The organism is Nocardia sp. CA-136227 (assembly GCF_050955695.1).
Classification (GTDB): Bacteria; Actinomycetota; Actinomycetes; order Mycobacteriales; family Mycobacteriaceae; genus Nocardia.
In genome coordinates this window covers 648090-667424 of sequence record NZ_CP192081.1, presented here as the reverse complement: position 1 = coordinate 667424, position 19335 = coordinate 648090, and the positions used below count along the sequence as shown (strand labels likewise).

Annotated in this window: 17 protein-coding genes; 5 read left to right on the top strand and 12 right to left on the bottom strand. The window is 68.8% G+C overall.

Going from position 1 to position 19335, the window contains the following annotated elements; all coding sequences use genetic code 11:
* Window positions 1–48 precede the first annotated feature (48 nt).
* The gene (gene purL, locus ACQP06_RS03150; protein ID WP_433670340.1) at window positions 49–2343 is read right to left on the bottom strand and encodes a phosphoribosylformylglycinamidine synthase subunit PurL; all 2295 of its coding nucleotides are present in this window, start codon (window positions 2341–2343) and stop codon (window positions 49–51) included.
* A gap of 350 nt (window positions 2344–2693) precedes the next feature.
* Between purL and ACQP06_RS03145 the strand changes: the two genes are divergently transcribed.
* Window positions 2694–3953, top strand: a complete 1260-nt coding sequence (locus tag ACQP06_RS03145; protein WP_433670338.1) for a glycosyltransferase 87 family protein — start codon at window positions 2694–2696, stop codon at window positions 3951–3953.
* Window positions 3954–4020: 67 nt separating this feature from the next.
* Here the strand turns inward: ACQP06_RS03145 and ACQP06_RS03140 are convergent, their stop codons facing one another.
* Together ACQP06_RS03140 and ACQP06_RS03135 are read right to left on the bottom strand one after the other, a co-directional pair.
* Window positions 4021–5328, bottom strand: coding sequence for a M18 family aminopeptidase (locus tag ACQP06_RS03140; protein ID WP_433670336.1), 1308 nt, complete (start codon window positions 5326–5328; stop codon window positions 4021–4023).
* Window positions 5329–5376: 48 nt separating this feature from the next.
* Window positions 5377–5784, bottom strand: a complete 408-nt coding sequence (locus ACQP06_RS03135) for a MarR family winged helix-turn-helix transcriptional regulator (protein ID WP_433670334.1) — start codon at window positions 5782–5784, stop codon at window positions 5377–5379.
* 77 nt (window positions 5785–5861) lie between these two features.
* On the opposite strand from ACQP06_RS03135, the gene ACQP06_RS03130 reads away from it, so the two are divergent.
* The gene (locus ACQP06_RS03130; protein ID WP_433670333.1) at window positions 5862–6935 is read left to right on the top strand and encodes a substrate-binding domain-containing protein; all 1074 of its coding nucleotides are present in this window, start codon (window positions 5862–5864) and stop codon (window positions 6933–6935) included.
* Between the two features lie 20 nt (window positions 6936–6955).
* On the opposite strand, the gene purQ is transcribed toward ACQP06_RS03130, so the two are convergent.
* Complete coding sequence (gene purQ / locus ACQP06_RS03125; protein WP_379105899.1) at window positions 6956–7633, bottom strand: phosphoribosylformylglycinamidine synthase subunit PurQ; 678 nt, start codon at window positions 7631–7633, stop codon at window positions 6956–6958.
* Window positions 7630–7863: a phosphoribosylformylglycinamidine synthase subunit PurS gene (gene purS / locus ACQP06_RS03120; RefSeq protein ID WP_357089657.1), complete on the bottom strand. Its 234-nt coding sequence runs from the start codon at window positions 7861–7863 to the stop codon at window positions 7630–7632. Before purS ends, purQ begins: the two co-directional genes overlap by 4 nt.
* Window positions 7864–8064: 201 nt before the next feature.
* Here purS and ACQP06_RS03115 point away from each other — a divergent pair, with 201 nt between their 5' ends.
* Window positions 8065–8709, top strand: a complete 645-nt coding sequence (locus ACQP06_RS03115) for an MBL fold metallo-hydrolase (RefSeq protein ID WP_357089660.1) — start codon at window positions 8065–8067, stop codon at window positions 8707–8709.
* A gap of 54 nt (window positions 8710–8763) precedes the next feature.
* Here ACQP06_RS03115 and ACQP06_RS03110 read toward each other — a convergent pair whose 3' ends face one another.
* Both ACQP06_RS03110 and ACQP06_RS03105 read right to left on the bottom strand, forming a co-directional pair.
* Window positions 8764–9540, bottom strand: coding sequence for a hypothetical protein (locus ACQP06_RS03110; protein WP_433670331.1), 777 nt, complete (start codon window positions 9538–9540; stop codon window positions 8764–8766).
* A gap of 114 nt (window positions 9541–9654) precedes the next feature.
* Window positions 9655–11037, bottom strand: a complete 1383-nt coding sequence (locus ACQP06_RS03105) for a dipeptidase (RefSeq protein WP_433670329.1) — start codon at window positions 11035–11037, stop codon at window positions 9655–9657.
* Between the two features lie 325 nt (window positions 11038–11362).
* On the opposite strand from ACQP06_RS03105, the gene ACQP06_RS03100 reads away from it, so the two are divergent.
* Entirely contained in the window at window positions 11363–12790 is a 1428-nt protein-coding gene (locus ACQP06_RS03100) for a glutamate decarboxylase (protein WP_433670327.1), read from the top strand.
* Window position 12791: 1 nt separating this feature from the next.
* On the opposite strand, the gene ACQP06_RS03095 is transcribed toward ACQP06_RS03100, so the two are convergent.
* Window positions 12792–14948, bottom strand: a complete 2157-nt coding sequence (locus ACQP06_RS03095; RefSeq protein WP_433670326.1) for a S9 family peptidase — start codon at window positions 14946–14948, stop codon at window positions 12792–12794.
* A gap of 369 nt (window positions 14949–15317) precedes the next feature.
* Between ACQP06_RS03095 and ACQP06_RS03090 the strand changes: the two genes are divergently transcribed.
* Window positions 15318–15533: a DUF397 domain-containing protein gene (locus tag ACQP06_RS03090; RefSeq protein WP_433670324.1), complete on the top strand. Its 216-nt coding sequence runs from the start codon at window positions 15318–15320 to the stop codon at window positions 15531–15533.
* A 65-nt stretch (window positions 15534–15598) separates the two neighbouring features.
* Here the strand turns inward: ACQP06_RS03090 and ACQP06_RS03085 are convergent, their stop codons facing one another.
* From ACQP06_RS03085 to ACQP06_RS03070, 4 genes are all read right to left on the bottom strand, one after another.
* Window positions 15599–16558, bottom strand: a complete 960-nt coding sequence (locus tag ACQP06_RS03085; RefSeq protein WP_433670323.1) for an alpha/beta hydrolase — start codon at window positions 16556–16558, stop codon at window positions 15599–15601.
* A 128-nt stretch (window positions 16559–16686) separates the two neighbouring features.
* Entirely contained in the window at window positions 16687–17124 is a 438-nt protein-coding gene (locus ACQP06_RS03080) for an HIT family protein (RefSeq protein WP_433670321.1), read from the bottom strand.
* A 134-nt stretch (window positions 17125–17258) separates the two neighbouring features.
* Complete coding sequence (gene purB, locus ACQP06_RS03075; protein ID WP_379276342.1) at window positions 17259–18680, bottom strand: adenylosuccinate lyase; 1422 nt, start codon at window positions 18678–18680, stop codon at window positions 17259–17261.
* Window positions 18681–18712: 32 nt separating this feature from the next.
* The gene (locus ACQP06_RS03070; protein ID WP_357089689.1) at window positions 18713–19318 is read right to left on the bottom strand and encodes a TetR/AcrR family transcriptional regulator; all 606 of its coding nucleotides are present in this window, start codon (window positions 19316–19318) and stop codon (window positions 18713–18715) included.
* Window positions 19319–19335: the final 17 nt, after the last annotated feature.

Here is a 19335-nt window from a genome sequence, read left to right as displayed (position 1 = left end):
CGAGAGCCCGCCGGAAGCATCCGGCGGGCTCTCGTCGTCACTGTCGACTCAGTGGTCGGCGTTGCCGAAGAGGGCGGGAAGGGTGCCCTCGTGGGCGGCGCGGAGCTCGTCGAGGGTGGCCTTGAACAGACCCTGGACCTCGACGGAGTCGGAGCCGTCGTCGACGACGCCGATGCGGGCCCAGGGGAGGCCGCGGGCGTCGCACATCTTGGTGAAGCGGGTTTCCTCCGAGCGGGGGACGGCGACCAGGACGCGGCCGGCGGACTCGGAGAAGAGGGTGACGAACGGGTCGGCGCCCTCGGGAAGGATGATGCGGCAGGCGGTTTCACCGGCCAGGGCGGCCTCGACGACGGTCTGGATCAGGCCGCCTTCGGAGACGTCGTGGGCGGCGGAGACCATGCCGTCGCGGGAGCCGGAGACCAGGATCTCGGAGATCAGCTGCTCGCGGGCGAAGTCGACCTTCGGGGGCAGGCCGCCGAGGTGGTCGTGCTCGACCTGCGCCCAGATGGAGCCGTCGAGCTCGTCGTGGGTCTCGCCGAGCAGGATCAGGGTCTCGCCCGGCTCGGTGCCCAGGCCGGTCGGGATGCGGCGGTGCACATCGTCGATGACGCCGAGCACGCCGACCACGGGGGTCGGCAGGATGGCGGTCTGGCCGGTCTGGTTGTAGAACGACACATTGCCGCCGGTGACCGGAATGCCCAGGGCCGCACAGCCGTCCGCGAGACCGCGCACGGCCTGCTGGAACTGCCACATGACGCCCGGGTCCTCCGGCGAACCGAAGTTGAGGCAGTTGGTGACGGCCTTCGGGACGGCGCCGGTGACGGCGACATTGCGGAAGGCCTCGGCCAGCGCCAGCTGCGCGCCGGTGTACGGGTCCAGCTTGGTGTAGCGGCCGGAGGCGTCGGTGGCCAGGGCGATGCCGCGGCCGGACTCCTCGTCGATGCGGACCACGCCGGCGTCGGCGTGCTCGGCGAGCACGGTGTTGCCGCGCACGTAGCGGTCGTACTGCTCGGTGATCCACTTGCGCGAGCACAGCTGCGGGCTGGCCAGCATCTTCATCAGGGTGGCGCGCAGTTCGTCGCCGGTCTGCGGGCGGTTCAGGCGCGAGGCCGAATCCGCGTTCAGCGCATCCTGATCCGCGGGCCGCTGCACCGGGCGCTCGTAGACCGGGCCCTGGTGGGCGACGGTGCGCGGCGGCACGTCGACGACGGTCTCGCCGTGCCAGGTGATGACCAGGCGGTCGCCGTCGGTGACCTCACCGATGACATTGGCGTTGACGTCCCACTTCTGGCAGACAGCCATGAAGGCGTCCACGTTCTCGGGGGTGACGACCGCGCACATGCGCTCCTGCGATTCGCTCGACAGGATCTCGGCGGCGGTCATGCCGGCGGCGCGCAGCGGGACCTGGTCCAGGTCGACCAGCATGCCGCCGTCACCGGCCGCGGCCAGTTCGGAGGTGGCGCAGGACAGGCCGGCGCCGCCGAGGTCCTGGATGCCGACCACGAGTCCGGCGTGGTACAGCTCGAGACAGCACTCGATGAGGACCTTCTCGGCGAACGGGTCGCCGACCTGGACGCTGGGGAGCTTCTTGCGGCCGGAGCCGGATTCGTCGCCGGAGAAGGTGTCCGAGGCGAGCACGGACACGCCGCCGATGCCGTCGAGGCCGGTGCGCGCGCCGAACAGGATGATCTTGTTGCCCTGGCCGGAGGCGAAGGCCAGGTGCAGGTCCTCGACCCGCATGACGCCCGCGCACAGCGCGTTGACGAGCGGGTTGCCCTGGTAGGACGAGTCGAACACGGTCTCGCCGCCCACGTTCGGCAGGCCCAGCGAGTTGCCGTAGCCGCCGACGCCGCGGACGACGCCGTCGACCACGCGCCGGGTGTCGGGGTGGTCGGCCGCACCGAAGCGCAGCTGGTCCATCACCGCGATCGGGCGCGCGCCCATGGCCATGATGTCGCGCACGATGCCGCCGACGCCGGTCGCCGCGCCCTGGTAGGGCTCCACGTAGGAGGGGTGGTTGTGCGATTCGACCTTGAAGGTGACCGCCCAGCCGTCGCCGATGTCGACCACGCCGGCGTTCTCGCCGATGCCCGCGAGCATCGACTTCTTCATCTCGTCGGTGGTGGTCTCACCGAAGTAGCGCAGGTGCACCTTGGAGGACTTGTAGGAGCAGTGCTCCGACCACATCACCGAGTACATGGCGAGCTCGGCGTCGGTGGGACGGCGCCCGAGGATCTCCTTGATCCGGGCGTACTCGTCGTCCTTGAGGCCGAGTTCCTTGTAGGGCTGCGGGTGGTCCGAGGTGGCCGCGGCGTTGCTGACGGTATCGACGTGGCTGGTCACGGGAATACCAGAGTCCTTTCGGCCGGGCAGGTCGGAAGCGAATGCCCGCGTTGCTGGATGTCGGCGAGATACGAACCGAGTCTATTGCCTGGGTTTTCCGCGCTTGACGCCGCCTCCTCCGCCTCCCCGTGACTTCAGCGCCCGGCGAACGGGCCGTAACCGGTCCCACATGCGGACCGGCGGTCGATTTCCGAACCGATTCTGGGCGTGCCCAGGGAGTTACCCGCATCGGCGCGAAATCAGTTGTCACTACAGCGGACGAGAACAACACCGCCACGCTGTGATGACCGCCACTTCCCGGCCCTGGACCGCTGCCCGGGGCGAGGGCGGTCACCCGTTACTCTGTGGCGGTGAACGATCGATCCGGGGTCGCGGATCCGACCGAACAACCCGTGACCACGCCTGCTGGGCTGACTCGGCGGCAGGGAGAGCTGCTCCTCGTCGCGGTCGCACTGTTCGCGGTGTCCGCTTTCATCAGCTATCAGGCCAAGCTCTGGCACGGATACATCGACCTGCAGGTGTACCGCAACGGTGCGCGGGCCTGGCTCGACGGCAAGGATCTGTACGGCCCGATGCCGCCGGTCTACGGACTCGGACTGCCGTTCACCTATCCCCCGCTGGCCGCGTTGTTCTTCGCGCCGCTGGCCCTGATGCCGCTGGCCGTCGCCGAATGGGCGGTATTGGCGGTGTCGATCGCCTCGCTGGGCGTGACCCTGTGGGTGGTGCTGGACCGGATCCGCCCGACCCTGGCCTGGCAGACCCGCGTGGCGATCGTGATCGGCGCGGTCGCGCTGTTGCAGCTGCTGGAACCGATCCGCCAGACCTATGGATTCGGCCAGATCAACCTGGTGCTGATGGCCGCGGTGGCGCTGGACTGCCTGGCGCGCAAGACCTTCTGGCCGCGCGGCATGCTGATCGGCATCGCGGTGTCGGTGAAGCTGACCCCCGGCGGCTATCTCCTCTACTTCCTGCTGCGCAAGGACTGGAAGGGCGCGATCACGCTCATCGTGTCCGCCATCGGCGCGGTGGCGGTCGGTTTCGTGCTGTTCCCGCACGATTCGCCGGAGTACTGGTTCCACACGCTGGCCGACACCGGCCGTATCGGCCCGCCCTGGTACGCGGGCAATCAGTCGATCAAGGGCTTCGTGTTCCGGCTCGGCTACTCGACCTCGATGTCCACGCTGATCTGGCTGGTGCTGTCGGTGGCCGCGGTGGCCCTGGCCGCGCTGTGGATGAAGCGGCTGCTGGACGCGGGCTCGAATGTGGCCGCGCTGATGGTGAATGCCGCGGCGGTGCTGCTGGTCTCGCCGGTCTCCTGGTCGCATCACTGGGTGTGGATCGCGCCCGCGCTGATCGTGGCCGCCGACGCGATCTCGCGCGGCCGCCGCAATCCGTGGTTCCTGGGCGCGGTGGGCGCGGCCGTGGTGATGTTCGCGATCGGCCCGATGTGGCTGCTCCCGCACGACCACGACCGCGAGCTGACCTGGAACTGGTGGCAGCAGATCGTGGGCAACAGCTACGTGCTGTTCACGCTGATCGTGTTCGTGGTGGCGGCGCTGACCTATCACCCGAAGGCCGCGGCGGCCGACGCCGAACTGTCGAAGGCCTAGTACCCCGAAACGACGAAAGGGCCGCCCGCACGAATTGTGCGGGCGGCCCTTCGTTTCGGACGGTGGATCAGCCGACGGCTTCCGGCGTCAGGAACGCCGCGAGCGCCGCCGCGTAGGCGGCCACGTCGGCCGCGCCCATCATTTCGCGCGCCGAGTGCATGGCCAGCTGGGCCGCACCGACATCCACGGTGGGCATGCCGGTGCGGGCCGCGGTCATCGGCCCGATGGTGGAGCCGCACGGCAGGTCGGCCCGGTGCACGTAGCGCTGCAGCGGGACATCGGCCTGCGCGCAGGCCAGCGCGAAGGCGCCCGCGCCGGTGGCGTCGGTGGCGTAGCGCAGGTTCTGGTTGACCTTGAGCACCGGTCCCCCGTTCACCTCGATGCGGTGCAGGGGCTCGTGCCGGTCCGGGTAGTTGGGGTGGGTGGCGTGCGCCATGTCGCCGGACGCGCAGATCGAACCGGCCAGCGCCGTCAGGTATTCGGCGCGGCCGCCGCCGCGGGTGAGCACGATGCGTTCCAGCACGGTGGGCAGCAGGTCGGACTGCGCGCCGCGATCGGACTGGCTGCCGACCTCCTCGTGGTCGAACATGGCCAGCACCGGCACGGCCGCACCGGGTTCGGCGATGGCGGCCAGGAAGGCGCGCAGGCCGGCGTAGCAGGTGCCCTGATTGTCGAGCCGGGGCGCGCTGACCAGGTCGCGGTCGCGGCCGATCAGCGTGGACGGCGCCAGATCATGGGTCATGAGTTCCCAGCCGAGCACCGCCTCGGGCTCGATGCCGGAGCGTTCGGCGACGAACGCCAGGAAGGAGCGCGGTTCGCCGCCGATCCCCCACACCGCGTTCACGTGCCGCTGCGGATCCAGCTGCACCCCGCGCCGGTCGTCGGAGAGGTGGATGGCCAGTTGCGGCACCCGCAGGAGGGGTTCGTCGATGCGAATCAGCCGCTCCCGCACCAGGTTTCCGTCGCGCACCGAGATCCGCCCGGAGATGCCGAGGTCGCGGTCGAGCCAGGAGTTGAGCCAGGCGCCGCCGTAGGGTTCCAGCCCGACCATCTGCCAGCCCGCGACGGCCGTGTCCGGGTGCTGCTTCACCCGCAGGTTGGGGCTGTCGGTGTGCGCGCCGACCACGCGGAAGGGCGTGGCCTGCCCGGCGGGCGCGCCGGGTCCGCCGTCCGCCCACGCGACCAGGGAGCCGCCGCGCACCACGTAGTAGCGGCCCGCGCTGCCGGAAGGCCAGGGCGCCGATTCGGAGAGCCGGGTGAAGCCGTGGTCGTCGAGTTCCGCTGCGACAGTGCGGCAAACGTGGAACGGCGACGGGGAGGCATCGATGAACGCACACAGGCCGGCGGCGGTCGCGGTGGTCTCGGCAACAGGCATGGCCTCGAGCTTATCCGCCGACCCGAGCCCACGGCGGGCAGCCGGGAGCTACCCGGGCAGCGGGGCTTCGGCGACGCGGCCCAGCAGGCGGACCAGCTCGAGGTAGTCGTCGTTGCCGAGACTGCGGCGCATCTCGGCCTCGGCGCGGGCCTCCTCGGCGCGCACCTCGGCGACGAGTTCCTCGCCGCGGCGGCTCAATCCGATGAGGATGCGGCGGCGGTCGTCGGCCGCGGCGACCCGGAAGATGAGTCCGCGCTCGGCCAGGTGATCGGCGTGCCGGGTGGCCGAGGACGGGGCCAGCTGGGCCCGCGACGCCAGTTCACTCATGGTGATGCCGATGTCGGCGGAGAGATTGGTGAGCATGCACCACTGGTCGGCGGTCAGCCGCCGCGCGCACAGCGCGGCGTCCAGGTGACGAAGCCAACTCCGCTCGGCAGCCCGGAGGGCTCCATGCAAGGTAGAAAATCCACCTAGAATTGTCGCCATATTTCCCGCCCGTCAGAAAACCGCTTGAACGAGGGGAAGGGTAACCGATGTCCCCGTTCGACGGGAATCCCGAGAACGTCTTCGAGATCATCAACATAGTTCCGCAGCAGGGTCCCGGCGGTATCTTCGGGCCTTCCTGTGAGGCGGCCATTTCTCTGGCGTTGGAAGAAATCAACTCCGGTACCGGAATTCTCGGAAGAGAATTGCGCGTCACCCACATAGACGGGGGCCGGGAACCGCCCGTGGTGGCGGCGGAGGTGTCCGCGCTGCTGGCCACCGGCCTGGTGCGGGCTGTCACGGGATGGCACACCTCGGCGGTGCGGCGGGCGGTGGAGCGGGTGACCGCGGGACGGGTGCCCTATCTGTTCGCCACCGATCACGAGGGCATGGACTCGGCATCGGCCCCCGCGGGCCTGTTCATGATCGGCGCGGACCCGCAGCATCAGATCCTGCCCGCCCTGGACTGGCTGCGCCGCTCCTGCGACGCGCGCCGCTGGGCGATCATCGGCAACGACTACGTGTGGCCGCGGCGCACGGCGGCGGCGGTGCGGGCCGCGCTCACGGATCCGGAGCTGATCCCACTGGAGGTGTTCGTGCCCATGAACACCCACGATTTCCGGGACTTCCTCGACGATCCGCGACTGGATCAGGCGGACGGCGTGATCGTGCTGCTGGTGGGCGCGGACGTGGCCCGCTTCAATGTGCAGTTCACCCGCGCGGGCCGGACCGCGCAGCAGGTCCGGGTGAGCCCGGCGGTGGACGAGAACGTGCTGCTGGCCGCGGGCGGCGGCGCGAACCACAATCTGTTCGTGCCGTCCGGATTCTTCGTGAACGGCCCGCACGACCGGGAGCGGCAGAACCGCTACCGCCGACTACACGGGGGCTTCGCGCCCTCCCTGACGAACTTCAGCAACACCAGTTACGAGGCCATCCACACCCTGCGCGGCATGGCGGAGCTGGCCGGTTCCCTGGACGTGCGACGGATCCAGTCCGCGATCGCGGACCGTCCGGTCATCGAAACCCCGTGGGGCGAGCTCGGATTCGAGGGCCGACAAGCGATCCGCCCGACCTGGCTGGCCAGGGCGGGCGGTATCGACTTCGAGATCCTCGACGGGATCTAGTTATTCGTTTGTTCGCGTGATTACGCGGAGACCAGGCTGTCCAGCACGGACAGGAACAGGCCCAGGCCGTCGTCGCTGGGGCCGGTGAGCGGCTCGGTGGCGTGCTCGGGGTGCGGCATCAGGCCGACGATGCGACGGTTCGCGGAGGTGATGCCCGCGATGTCGCGCTGCGACCCGTTGGGGTTGCCGCCCGCGTAGCGGAAGACCACGCGGCCCTCGCCCTCGAGCTCGTCGAGCACCTCGGCGGACGCCTGGAAGCGGCCCTCGGCGTTCTTGACGGGGATGAGGATCTGGGCGCCCGGCTCATAGCGGGTGGTCCAGGCGGTGTCGGTCTGCTCGACGGTCAGCCACTGGTCGCGGCAGACGAAGTGCAGGCCCTCGTTGCGGGTCAGCGCGCCCGGCAGCAGGCCCGCCTCGCAGAGGATCTGGAAGCCGTTGCAGATGCCCAGGATCGGCATGCCCTGCTCGGCGGCCTTGATGACCTCGCCCATGACAGGGGCCATCGAGGCGATGGCGCCCGCGCGCAAGTAGTCGCCGTAGGAGAACCCGCCGGGCACGACGACCGCGTCGACCTGCTTGAGGTCGGCATCGGCGTGCCACAGCGAAACGGGCTCGGATCCGGCCAGTTTCACGGCCCGGGCGGCGTCGACGTCGTCGAGCGTGCCCGGGAAGGTGATGACACCGATGCGGGCGCTCACAGCCGGACGACCTTCCAGTCCTCGATCACGACGTTGGCCAGCAGCGTTTCGGCGATCTGCTCGAGATCGGCGTCGCTGACGTCGTCGGCGACGTCCAGCTCGAATCGCTTGCCCTGCCGCACATCCGAGATCCCGGGGTGCCCGAGACGCCCCAGCGCTCCGACGATGGCCTGTCCCTGCGGATCCAGGATCTCGGCCTTCGGCATCACCTCGACCACGACACGTGCCACGCGTTGCTCCTCAGCTGGTGGGGCGGCGCTCGGTCCGGGCATGCCGGGCCGAGCGGGGGGTATCGCTGATCAGCGTAGTTGGCGGGGGCGGCGCGGGCCGCGCCGGGGCTGACCGTCCGTGGCCTGCGCCACACAGGGGTCGGCCGCGACCCGGGGCGACTGACGGAGCGTGCCAGGCCGCTGCGGGGCTACCGTTGTCCCATGCGCATAGCCCATTTCGGACATTCCTGCATTCTGGTGGAACTGAACGGCGCGAAGATCCTATTCGATCCGGGCAATTTCTCGCACGGATTCGAGGGCATCACCGGATTGGACGCGATCGCGGTCACCCATCAGCACCCCGACCACATCGACTCGAACCGGATCGGGGCCCTGATCGAGGCGAATCCGCAGGCCAGGCTCCTGTCGGACCCGCAGACCGCGCTGCAGCGGGGTGAGCCCTGGGAGGCGGTTCATGCCGGAAATGTACTGAAAGTCGGTGACGTCCAAATTACTGGCGGCGGTGGCCGGCACGCGGTCATCCACCCGGAGATCCCGGTAATAGACAACACTGTCTTCCAACTCGGCACCGCGGAAGATCCATCTCAACTCGTCCACCCCGGTGATTCACTGTGGGTTCCGCCGACACCCGTCGGCGTTCTCGCCATTCCCGCCGTCGCACCGTGGATGCGTATCAGCGAGGCCGTCGATTACCTGCGGGCGGTAAATCCCCGCATCGCCTTCCCCATCCACTACGGGATCATCGAGCCCGCGGCACAGGGCATCTATTTCGGTCGGCTGGCCGAAATGGGTCCGGCCAATACCGAATTCCGGGTCGTGGAACCCGAGGACAACGCCGAATTCTGATTCCGCGCCGCCGGGCGGGAGCGGCCACCGCCCGGCGGCGCGAGTTCATGGAAACTACTGCGGCGGAGGCGGATTCGTGGTGAACTGCGCGACCGCCGCGCCGACCCCGGCGCCCACCAGAGCGCCGACCAGGGCACTCGCGCCGCCGATGATGGCCGCGCCCAGGGTGCAGCCGCCGACGGTGCCGGTGATCGCGCCGCCCGCGACGCCGAGCGCCGCGCCGGCCTCCGCGAATCCGGGCACCAGCACCATCTCACCGGAGACGATGACCGGCGCCAGCAGCGCGGCCGCGATGATGCCCGCGATGAACCCGAGCACGCCGCCCGCGATGGCTCCGACGCCCGCGCCTGGCCCCGCGCCGAGGGCACAGCCCGCCGCCGCCCCCGGGATGCCGCCGGCGAGCGCGCCGATGGCCGCGCCCTGCGCGACGGTGGTGTCGAACCTGTCCTGTTGCTGCTGCTGGGTGTCGGGCAGCGGCAGGGCGCCGGGGGTGGGGTCGAGGATGGCCTGGCCGGGATCGGATTCCGGGGTCAGCTCGACCGACTGGTCGGAGACCAGGGCTCGGATCGGGTACCGGAGGTCGTCGACCTTGTAGTACAGCGCGAGGGTGCGGACGACCTGCCCGCCCGGCTCGCGGATGACCAGAGTGCCGTTCTCGACGGCGAAGCTGCCGTTGTCGAGTGTGATCGAGGCGGTTCTGTCGGCCAGGCTCGCGGTGACGGTGACGTCTTCCGGGGCGGCCGTGGTGGTGCCGGAGGTGATGAACAGCGATGACAGTGTGACGGTGGTGAGAAACGCGGCCGTGGTGGCCGGGGTTCTGCCGTGCTTCATGCTGGCTCCCTCGAGTCGGCGAACCTTCCCTTCTCTGACCGAAATGACCAGTTCAGTGTTCACCGACTCGAGCACCCGCACGGCGGAACGCGAAAAAATTACCGCTGACCCGCGCTATCGGTAGGAAGCCAGGAAGAGCGCCTCGGCGAGGGCCATGTTCTCGATCTCCGTCGGATCGACGCTCTCGTTCGGCGCGTGGATCAGGCACTTGGGTTCCTCGACGCCCATGAGCATGATCTCGGCCTCCGGATAGGTGTCGGCGAAGACATTGCACAGCGGGATCGAGCCGCCCTGCCCCTCGGTGGTGGCGGGCCGGCCGTAGGCGGCCTCCATGGCCGACGACATGGCTTGCCGCGCCGGGCCGTCGGTGCTGCCGACGAACGGCGAGCCGGTGGCCTCGGTCTGGACGGTCACCTTCGCGTGCCACGGCGCGTGCGACTTCAGGTGTGCGGTCAGAGCTTTCAGCGCCTCGTCCGGCTTGGTGCCCGGCGGGATCCGCAGGTTGAGCCGCGCCCGGGTCTTGGGCTGGATGGCCGCCGAGGAGCCGACCACGGCCGGGACGTCCATGCCGAGCACGGTCAGCGCCGGTCGCGCCCACAGCATGTCGGCCACCCTGCCGCTGCCGAGCAGGTCGACACCGTCGAGAACATCGGCGTCGGAACGGAATTGGGCCTCCGGGTAGTCGTGGCCCTCCCACACCTGGTCGTTGCGCAGGCCGTCGACGGTGGTGTTGCCGTCCGCGTCGCGCAGCGTGGCCAGCAGGTGGATCATGGCCGCGAGCGCGTCGGGGGCCGGACCGCCGAACATGCCGGAATGCATGGGGCCGGACAGGGTTTCGACGGTGACGACCACGTTCACATTGCCGCGCAGGGTCTGGGTGAAGGTGGGGACGCCGACCGCGAAGTTGCCGCAGTCGCAGATCAGCAGGGTGTCGGCGCGCAGCAGGTCGGCATTGCCGGGCACGAACTCCTCCAGGCCGCCGGTGCCCTGCTCCTCGGAGCCCTCCGACACCAGCACCAGCCCGACCGGGAAGTCGTCGCCGTACACCTTGCGCAGCGCCCGCAGCGCGGTCAGGTGCATGACGATATTGCCCTTGCAGTCGGCGGCGCCGCGCCCGTACCAGCGGCCGTTCCTCTCGGTGAGCTGCCAGACCGGGGTCTGCCAGGCGGCGTCGTCGAGCGGCGGCTGCACGTCGTAGTGGCAGTACAGCATGATCGTCGGCGCGCCCGCGGGGGTCTCGCTGCGCGCGACCACGGACTTGCTGCCGTCGGGCGTCTCGTACAGCCCGACATCGGTGAGGCCCTCCGCCCGGAAGGCGTCGGCCTCCCACTTCGCGGTCTTCTCGCATTCCTCGATCGGGAACTGCCGGGCGTCGTACACCGACTTGAACGAGACGAGCTGGGCGAGATCGCTTTTCGCCCGCGGCATGAGTTCCTTCACGGCCGCGCGCAGAGCGGCCGTCGTCGAATCGTCCTCGGTTTCAACGGTACTGGTCATGGGCGTCCTCCCGTGGTCAGTGGTGGTCGTCGGAATCGACCGTGTCACCAGTCTTCAGGTCGCCGACACTCTTCAGGTAGGAAGTGCTTGCCATATAAGCCAACAGGCTCGGGTAGTAGAGGATCGTCATGGCGAATTGGCACCACACGGCCAGAAATCCCCTTTCCAGTCACTCCACCGAACCGTTCCCCGCCACCGCGCTGAATAGTAACCTTTCAGCAACTATCTACCGATTACGAAACGGTAGCTTGCAGAACCAGTTTCGATGAGCAGAGCTGGCTACCATCGATGCGGCAAACCTCTGCGTGCGCGAGATCGGAGCCCCATGACCGGCATTCTCGAACCCGACGACGTCTTCGCGATGCCCGGCATCAAACGCGCCGCGCCACACCGCGGGTTCCCCGAGCACGAGACGTTCCCGCAGGTCGCCTACCAGATCGTGCACGACGAACTGCTGCTCGACGGCGTCTCCCGGATGAACCTGGCCACCTTCTGCACCACCTGGGTCGACGACCAGGCCCGGCGGCTGATGAACGAATGCCTGGACAAGAACATCGTCGACAAGGACGAATACCCCCAGACCGCCGAACTCGAGCAGCGCTGCGTGCACATGCTGGCCGACCTGTGGAACTCCCCCGACCCGATGGGCACCCTCGGCACCTCCACCACCGGGTCCAGCGAGGCCGCCATGCTGGGCGGACTGGCCGCCAAGTTCCGCTGGCGCAAACGCGGCGGCACCGGCCTCCCCAACTTCGTGTGCGGTCCGGTGCAGGTGTGCTGGGAGAAGTTCGCCCGCTACTTCGACGTGGAGATCCGGCAGGTCCCGTTGCGCGGCGAGCGCTACACCATGCACCCCGACGACGTCGCCGCCCACTGCGACGAGAACACCATCATGGTGGTGCCGACCTTCGGCCAGACCTTCACCGGCCTGTTCGAGGATGTCGAGGGCATCAGCGACGCGCTCGACGCGCTACAGGAGAAGACCGGCCTCGACATCCCGATCCACGTCGACGCGGCCAGCGGCGGCTTCCTCGCCCCCTTCTGCGCACCCGAGATCAGCTGGGATTTCCGGCTCCCCCGGGTCAAGTCCATCAACGCCTCCGGCCACAAGACCGGACTCGCGCCGCTGGGCGCGGGCTGGGCGATCTGGCGGACCGAGGCGGACCTGCCCGAGGAACTCATCTTCAACGTCGACTACCTCGGCGGCAATATGCCCACCTTCAACCTGAACTTCTCCCGCCCCGGCGGGCAGGCCGTCACCCAGTACTACGACTTCATCCGGCTCGGCCGCATCGGCTACCACAATGTGCAGACCGCCATCTACAACGCCGGACAGCATCTGGCCAAGGGGCTCACCGAGATCGGGCCGTTCGAACTCATCCACGACTCCGACCCGCGCCGCGGCATCACCGCCGTCTCCTGGAAGGTCGCGGGCGACTCGACGCTCAACCTCTACGACCTGTCCGATCGCCTGCGCACCCGCGGCTGGCTGATCGCCGCCTACCCCCTGCCCGCCGACCGCCAGGACGAGACCATCCTGCGCGCGGTGCTGCGCCACGGCTTCACCCACGACATGGCCGACCTGCTGCTCGCGGACCTGGCCCGCAGCCTGAAGGTGCTCGACAAGCACCCGATGCGCACCTCGCTCACGCGCGAGGAGGCCGGCGGCTTCACCCACAGCGCCGAGCCCGCCGTCCCCACGGCGGACCTGATGGCCGCCGCGAGGACCAAGCGAAAGAAAAAGAAGAAGTGACCTACGCGCCGCTCGCGCCCACGGTGTCCAGCACCCAGGCGAACTCGAAGGCGACTTCCTTCCACTTCTCGTAGCGGCCGCTGACGCCGCCGTGGCCGGCGCTCATCTCGGTCTTCAGCAGCAGCTGCGAGTCGCCGGTCTTGGTGGCGCGGAGCTTGGCCACCCACTTGGCGGGCTCGACGTAGAGCACGCGGGTGTCGTTGAGACCGGTGATGGCGAGGATCGCCGGGTAGTCCTGGGCCGTGACGTTCTCGTACGGCGAGTAGGACTTCATGTACTCGTAGACTTCCTTGTCCTCCAACGGGTTTCCCCACTCGTCCCACTCGGTGACGGTGAGCGGCAGGGAGGGGTCGAGGATGGAGGTCAGCGGGTCCACGAACGGCACGTTGGACAGGATGCCCGCGAACAGTTCGGGGGCGAGGTTCGCCACCGCGCCCATGAGCAGGCCGCCCGCACTGCCGCCGTCGGCCACCATGCGGTCCGGCCCGGTCACCCCGGAATCCACCAGATGCCGTGCGACGGAAACGAAGTCGGTGAAGGTGTTCTTCTTGGTGAGGGTCTTGCCGTGCTCGTACCAGAGCCGGCCCATCTCACCGCCGCCGCGCACGTGCGCCACCGCGAACACCATGCCGCGGTCCAGCAGCGACAGCCGCGCCACCGAGAAGTACGGGTCGATGGCCGCTTCGTAGGAGCCGTACCCGTAGAGCAGCAACGGCTTCGGCTCCGCGACCGCGTCCTTCCGCATCACCAGCGAGATCGGCACCCGGGTGCCGTCCGCTGCCACCGCCCAATCCCGGTGCTGCACATACTCGTCGGCGTCGTAGCCGCCGAGCACCACCTGCTCCTTGCGCAGCAGCAGCTCACCGGTCTCGGGCACGTAGTCGAAGACCTGGGTCGGGGTGATGAAGGAGGTGAGCCCGATGCGCAGCATGGGCTGCTCCCACTCCGGGTTCGCGCTCAGCCCGGCCGAGAACAGGGCCAGGTCGAAGTCGATGTCCTTCAGCTCGCCGTAACCGTCGGCGGTCAGCGGCCACACCGCGACCCGGGGCAGCGCCTCGCGGCGGTAGCTCAGCACCAGCTTGTCGGCGAAGGCGTCGATGTCCTCGAGCCGCACGTCGTCGCGGTGCGGGATCAGGATCTTCATGGCGGCGGGATCGGCCAGCGGGGCCTCGGCCAGCACGAAGTTGACCGCCTTCGCGCCGTCCACCACGTCGTTGTGCAGGATGAGCAGCTTGTCCTCGCCGCCGATGACGGCGTGCTCGGCCGAGTACTCCACGCCCTCGCGGCGCGGGATGAGCACCCGGAACTCGCCCTCGGGGTTGTCCGCCTCCAGGATCCAGTTCTCGGTGGTGATCTTGGAACCGGTCATGATGACCAGGAACTGCTCCGAGCGGGTGGCGCCGATGCTGACCCAGAAGCTCTCGTCCGGCTCGTGGAAGACCCGGACGTCGGCGGACTGCTCGGTGCCCAGCCGGTGCCGCCACACGCTGTCGGGCCGCCAGGAGTCGTCGAGGGTCTGATAGAAGACGTGGGTGCCGTCCAGCGACCAGGTCGCGCCGGGTGCGATGTTCGGGATCTCGTCGGCCAGCAGCTCACCGGTGCGCAGGTTCTTGATGCGCAGCGTGTACCGCTCGTTGCCGAGGGTGTCGGCCGAGTAGGCGAGCATGTCACCGGCGTGGCTCAGCGAGTACGCGCCGAGCGCGAAGAAGTCGTGGCCCTCGGCCAGCTCGTTGGAGTCGAGCACGATCTCCTCGCCCGGGATCTCGACGTCGGCCTCCAGCTTGGGCGGGGTCCAGTCGTCCGAGTCGGCGATCGGGCAGCGGCAGTGCACACCGTGCTGCTTGCCCTCGAAGGTGCGCGAGTAGTACCAGTAGTCGCCCATGCGGGTGGGCAGCGACAGGTCGGTCTCCTGGGTCCGCCCCTTGATCTCCTCGAAGATCTTCTCCCGGAGCGGGCCCAGCTCGGCGGTCTGCGCCTCGGTGTAGGCGTTCTCCGCCTCCAGATACGCGATGACCTCGGGGTTCTCCTTGTCCCGCAGCCACTCGTACTCTTCGATGACGACGTCCCCGTGGTGCACGCGCTCCGTCGGCACCCGCTTGGCGATCGGCGCCACCACCGCGCCGCTGATTGACGTCGTGCTCCCACTGTCCAAAGCCATGGGACCAACTTAGTGGGGAACCCCCGCGGTGGGGGTCAACGGGCGCGGCGCTGCCTCGGCAGGGCCGTCACGCGCTGCTCGTACAGGTAGAAAACGGCCGCCTTCCGGCGAGCGCATTGATCGGTGGGGCAACTTCGGTGGATCCGCAGGATGCTGTGGGCCAATTCCACCGAGAACCGCTCGGGAACCACCGCACAGCTGTCGGAGACCGGGGCTGCGCGTTGCGGGGACCATGGCGTGCGCACCACATACCTCCTTCCGCTGACAGAAGATGGAATATCCGATCCGAACCCTTCACAAACACTGGCATGATGAGTGCGATCTACATCACCGACCAGTCCTGCTGGTCTGCGCACAGGGGAGGCGACAGTGGAAGCGAAGAACCGCGTGATCGAAGCCGACGTGGTGTGGCGGCGCGGGGACGACAGCGCCGACGGCGTCGAGATCGCCTTCCTGGCCAGCGGGAACATCGGATTACGGGATTCCCGGACTCCGGACGGTCCGGTGCTGATCTTCACTCCCGGCGAGTGGGAGGCCTTCGTCGCCGGCGCCAAGGACGGCGAATTCAACCGGCCCGGAGCCTGATTCGACCGTGCCCGGCTCGAAGCGAGCCGGGCACAACGCCGTTCGATCCCGGGCAGGGAAATTGTTCAGGCCCCTATCGCCCCGCTGATGGTCGGCCAGGAATTGTGCAGCGTGTCCTGCCAGTACGACCACGAATGCGTGCCCACCGGTGAATGTTCCACCCGCGCCGGAATGTTCAACGAACGCAACCGCTGTTCGAACGCGGTGACACAGGCGTCCACCCCTAATTCGATGGGACCGCCGAAGAAGATGTTCTCCGGCAACTGCGGCTTGATCTCCAGCTCGTGCGGACCGGGCAGGCCGGTGCCGGTGGACAGGAAGATGGTCTTGCCGCGCAACGCCTCGGTCAGCACCGCCGGATTGTGGTCGGTCCAGACCGGACCGCCAGGCGCGCCCCACATGTTCAGCGGATTCCCGCCGCGATTGGCCACCGAGAACATCATGGCGCCCTGCGCGATGGTGGTGTCCGGGCAGGCGCTGTAGCCCGCCACCGCCCGATACATCTCCGGATGCCGCACCGCCAGCACGAACGCCGCGATCCCGCCCATGGACAGGCCGCCGATGGCATTCACGCCGTTACCGGCGAAATACCCGTCGATGATCGGCGGAAGTTCCTGCGTCAGAAAGGTTTCCCACTTGTAGCGGCCGAAGCGCGGATCGTCGGACACCCAGTCGGTGTAGTAGCTGGCCTGGCCGCCCATCGGCAGCACCACGTTCACGTTCTTGCCCTGGAAGAACGGCTCCGCGTCGGTGGCATTGGTCCAGGTGCTCTGGACGGCGCCTGGATCGAGGCCGTCGAGGAGGTAGTAGGTGGGACGCTCGCCGCCGCCGGACGGATGCAGCACCTGCACCTGGATCGTGCGGCCCATTGCCACGGAGTCGATGAACAGCGCCGAACGGGTGGGGCTCAGCTCGTCGACCCGGACCACCTCGGCGGCGCGGGCGATGGTCGGTGGCGCGGCCGCCGGATAGAGCAAGCCTGCGGCAATTGCCAAAACAGCTGCGGCAACGGCTCTTCTGCGCATTCCCCACCTCCATCAGCCCACCACAATCGCAATCCAACGTAACTCGAGAAACTCGCGTGACGTCGGGGAATGCGGTTATGGCGTGTCCTTGGCAAACCAGACGGTTCGGATATGGTAATGCACTGCCGCTATGAACTCGCGGCGATTCGAGCCAGCGCCCCCTTGATAGATCCCGCCAGATAATCCAGGTCCGCGCGCGCCGGGGACGTCGGGCGCGCCCGCAACCCGAAACCGTCCCCCGGAGTGCGCGGAATCACGTGCAGATGCACGTGGAACACCTCCTGACCCGCCGTCACCCCGTCGGCCAGGAAGAAATTCACGCCGTCGCAGCCCACCTCGGACTCCCGCAGACCCGCCGCGATCCGCTGCCCCACCTGGAACAACTTGCCGCCCATCGCCGGATCCAGCTCCGCCAGACTCCGCGCCGGCACCTTCGGAATCACCAGCACATGGCCCGGCGTCACCGGCCGAATGTCCATGAACGCCAGGCAATCCTCGTCCTCGTACACCGTCGAGGACGGGGCCCGGCCGGCGACGATATCGGCGAAGATCGTGTAAGGATTCATGTCCGCAGCCTAGAGAGCGTGCCGCCACCCGCCTCGGCTCCCCCGACCACCGGGCAAACGGATCCCCCGACCACCCCGGACATGCGCTCGCCCCCGGCTCCATACCGGAACCGGGGGCGAGAGTTGTTGTACCCCTACAGAATCGGCGAGGGGGTGTAGCGCGCCGCCTCCGGGTCGGCGTCCACCAGCTTCTGCACCTGGGCGATCACCTCGGCGGTCTGCGCCTCGGCCGCGCCGATGAAGGCGGACCGGTCGGCCAGCGCCGCGTCCAGGGCGGCGCGGTCCAGCGGCATCCGGTCGTCGGCGGCCAGCCGGTCCAGCAGATCGGGCTCGCGGCCCTGCTCACGCATGGCCAGCGCCACCGCCACCGCGTGCTCCTTGATGACCTCGTGCGCGGTCTCGCGGCCCACGCCAGCGCGCACCGCCGCCATCAGGATGCGGGTGGTGGCCAGGAACGGCAGGTAGCGGTTGAGCTCGCGGTCCACCACGGCCGGGTAGGCGCCGAATTCGGCCAGCACGGTCAGGAAGGTCTCCATCATGCCGTCGATGGCGAAGAAGGCGTCCGGCAGCGCGACGCGGCGCACCACCGAGCAGAACACGTCGCCCTCGTTCCACTGCGCGCCCGCCAGTTCGGCGGCCATCGAGCCGTAGCCGCGCAGCACCACCTGCAGGCCGTTGACGCGCTCGCAGGAGCGGGTGTTCATCTTGTGCGGCATGGCCGAGGAGCCGACCTGGCCGGGCTGGAAGCCCTCGGTGACCAGCTCGTGGCCCGCCATCAGGCGAATGGTGTGCGCGAACGAGGACGGGCCCGCGCCCACCTGCACCAGCGCGGAGATCACGTCGTGGTCCAGCGAGCGCGGGTAGATCTGGCCGACGCTGGTGAAGACGTTCGCGAAGCCCAGGTGCTTGGACACCTTCTGCTCCAGCTGCGCCAGCTTGGCCGGGTCTCCGCCGAGCAGGTCCAGCATGTCCTGGGCGGTGCCCATCGGGCCCTTGATGCCGCGCAGCGGGTAGCGGTCGATGAGCTCCCGCAGCCGGGTCAGCGCGATGAGCAATTCGTCTGCGGCGGAAGCGAATCGCTTGCCGAGGGTGGTGGCCTGCGCGGCCACGTTGTGCGAGCGGCCCGCCATCACCAGGGTCTGGTACTGGGCAGCGCGCTCGGCCAGCCGCGCCGCGATGGCCACGCCGTGGCGGTACACGTGCTGCAGCGAGAGCCGGATCTGCAGCTGCTCCACATTCTCGGTGAGGTCGCGGGAGGTCATGCCCTTGTGCACGTGCTCGTGCCCGGCGAGCGCGTTGAACTCCTCGATCCGCGCCTTCACGTCGTGGCGGGTGACCCGTTCGCGCTCGGCGATGGACTTCAGATCGACCTGATCGATGACCCGCTCGTAGTCCTCGACGACACCGGCCGGAACATCGATCCCCAGCTCGGCCTGCGCCCGGAGAACCTCGAGCCACAGCCGCCGCTCGAGCACGATCTTGTTCTCGGGCGACCAGAGGTGAACCAGCTCGGGGCTGGCGTAACGGGTGGCGAGGACGTTCGGCACAAGACTCACGTTGTGCCAGTTTACCGGCTGTGTGCTGCGGGTTAAGCCGGTGGGGCGACGATGTCGATGATCTCCAAGAGCGCCCCGCGTGCCATGCGGCGGGGTTGGGGGTCGAACTCACCGAGCGCGGTCACCACCGCCCCATCGACTACCGCCACCAGACGGCGGGTCTGTTCCGGGCGGACCACCCGGTCGGACCGACGCAGGACATCGGTCAGCAGTTCGTCCAGCTGGGCGCGTAGTCGCAGCTGGACCTCCCGTAGTTCGGGGTGGCGGGCCGAGGCGACGGAACGTTCGTAGCGGGCGATCAACTGGCCGCGCGCGTCCTCGTCCTGAATCTCGGGGCCCACCAACAGGTCCAGCACCAGTTCGACCGTCGCCTCCGCGCCGCGGCGGCGATGCGTCACCTCGCCGACCCGGCGGCGCATGGCCTCGAGTTCGGCGGTGCCGGAGAATTCGACCGCCCGCGCGATCAGATCCTCCAGCGATTCGAAGTAGTAGGTGGTCGACGCGAGCGGCAGATCCGCCCGGGTCGCCACCGAGCGGTGCCGGACCGCCTCGAAGCCACCCTCGAGCAGTAGCTCGGCGGCGGCACAAACCAGTGCATGGCGACGCCGTTCGCCTTTCGGAGTCGTCGCAGTGGTCACGGTGCAATCGTGCCAGT

Excerpts from the sequence above, each read along its gene's own strand:
- ACQP06_RS03080 (WP_433670321.1), bottom strand. The coding sequence starts at position 17,124 with ATGAATCCTTACACGATCTTCGCCGATATCGTCGCCGGCCGGGCCCCG.
- ACQP06_RS03095 (WP_433670326.1), bottom strand. The coding sequence starts at position 14,948 with ATGGCTTTGGACAGTGGGAGCACGACGTCAATCAGCGGCGCGGTGGTG.
- ACQP06_RS03140 (WP_433670336.1), bottom strand. The coding sequence starts at position 5,328 with ATGCCTGTTGCCGAGACCACCGCGACCGCCGCCGGCCTGTGTGCGTTC.
- ACQP06_RS03110 (WP_433670331.1), bottom strand. The coding sequence starts at position 9,540 with ATGAAGCACGGCAGAACCCCGGCCACCACGGCCGCGTTTCTCACCACC.
- ACQP06_RS03130 (WP_433670333.1), top strand. The coding sequence starts at position 5,862 with ATGTCCCCGTTCGACGGGAATCCCGAGAACGTCTTCGAGATCATCAAC.
- ACQP06_RS03100 (WP_433670327.1), top strand. The coding sequence starts at position 11,363 with ATGACCGGCATTCTCGAACCCGACGACGTCTTCGCGATGCCCGGCATC.
- ACQP06_RS03115 (WP_357089660.1), top strand. The coding sequence starts at position 8,065 with ATGCGCATAGCCCATTTCGGACATTCCTGCATTCTGGTGGAACTGAAC.
- ACQP06_RS03085 (WP_433670323.1), bottom strand. The coding sequence starts at position 16,558 with ATGCGCAGAAGAGCCGTTGCCGCAGCTGTTTTGGCAATTGCCGCAGGC.
- ACQP06_RS03105 (WP_433670329.1), bottom strand. The coding sequence starts at position 11,037 with ATGACCAGTACCGTTGAAACCGAGGACGATTCGACGACGGCCGCTCTG.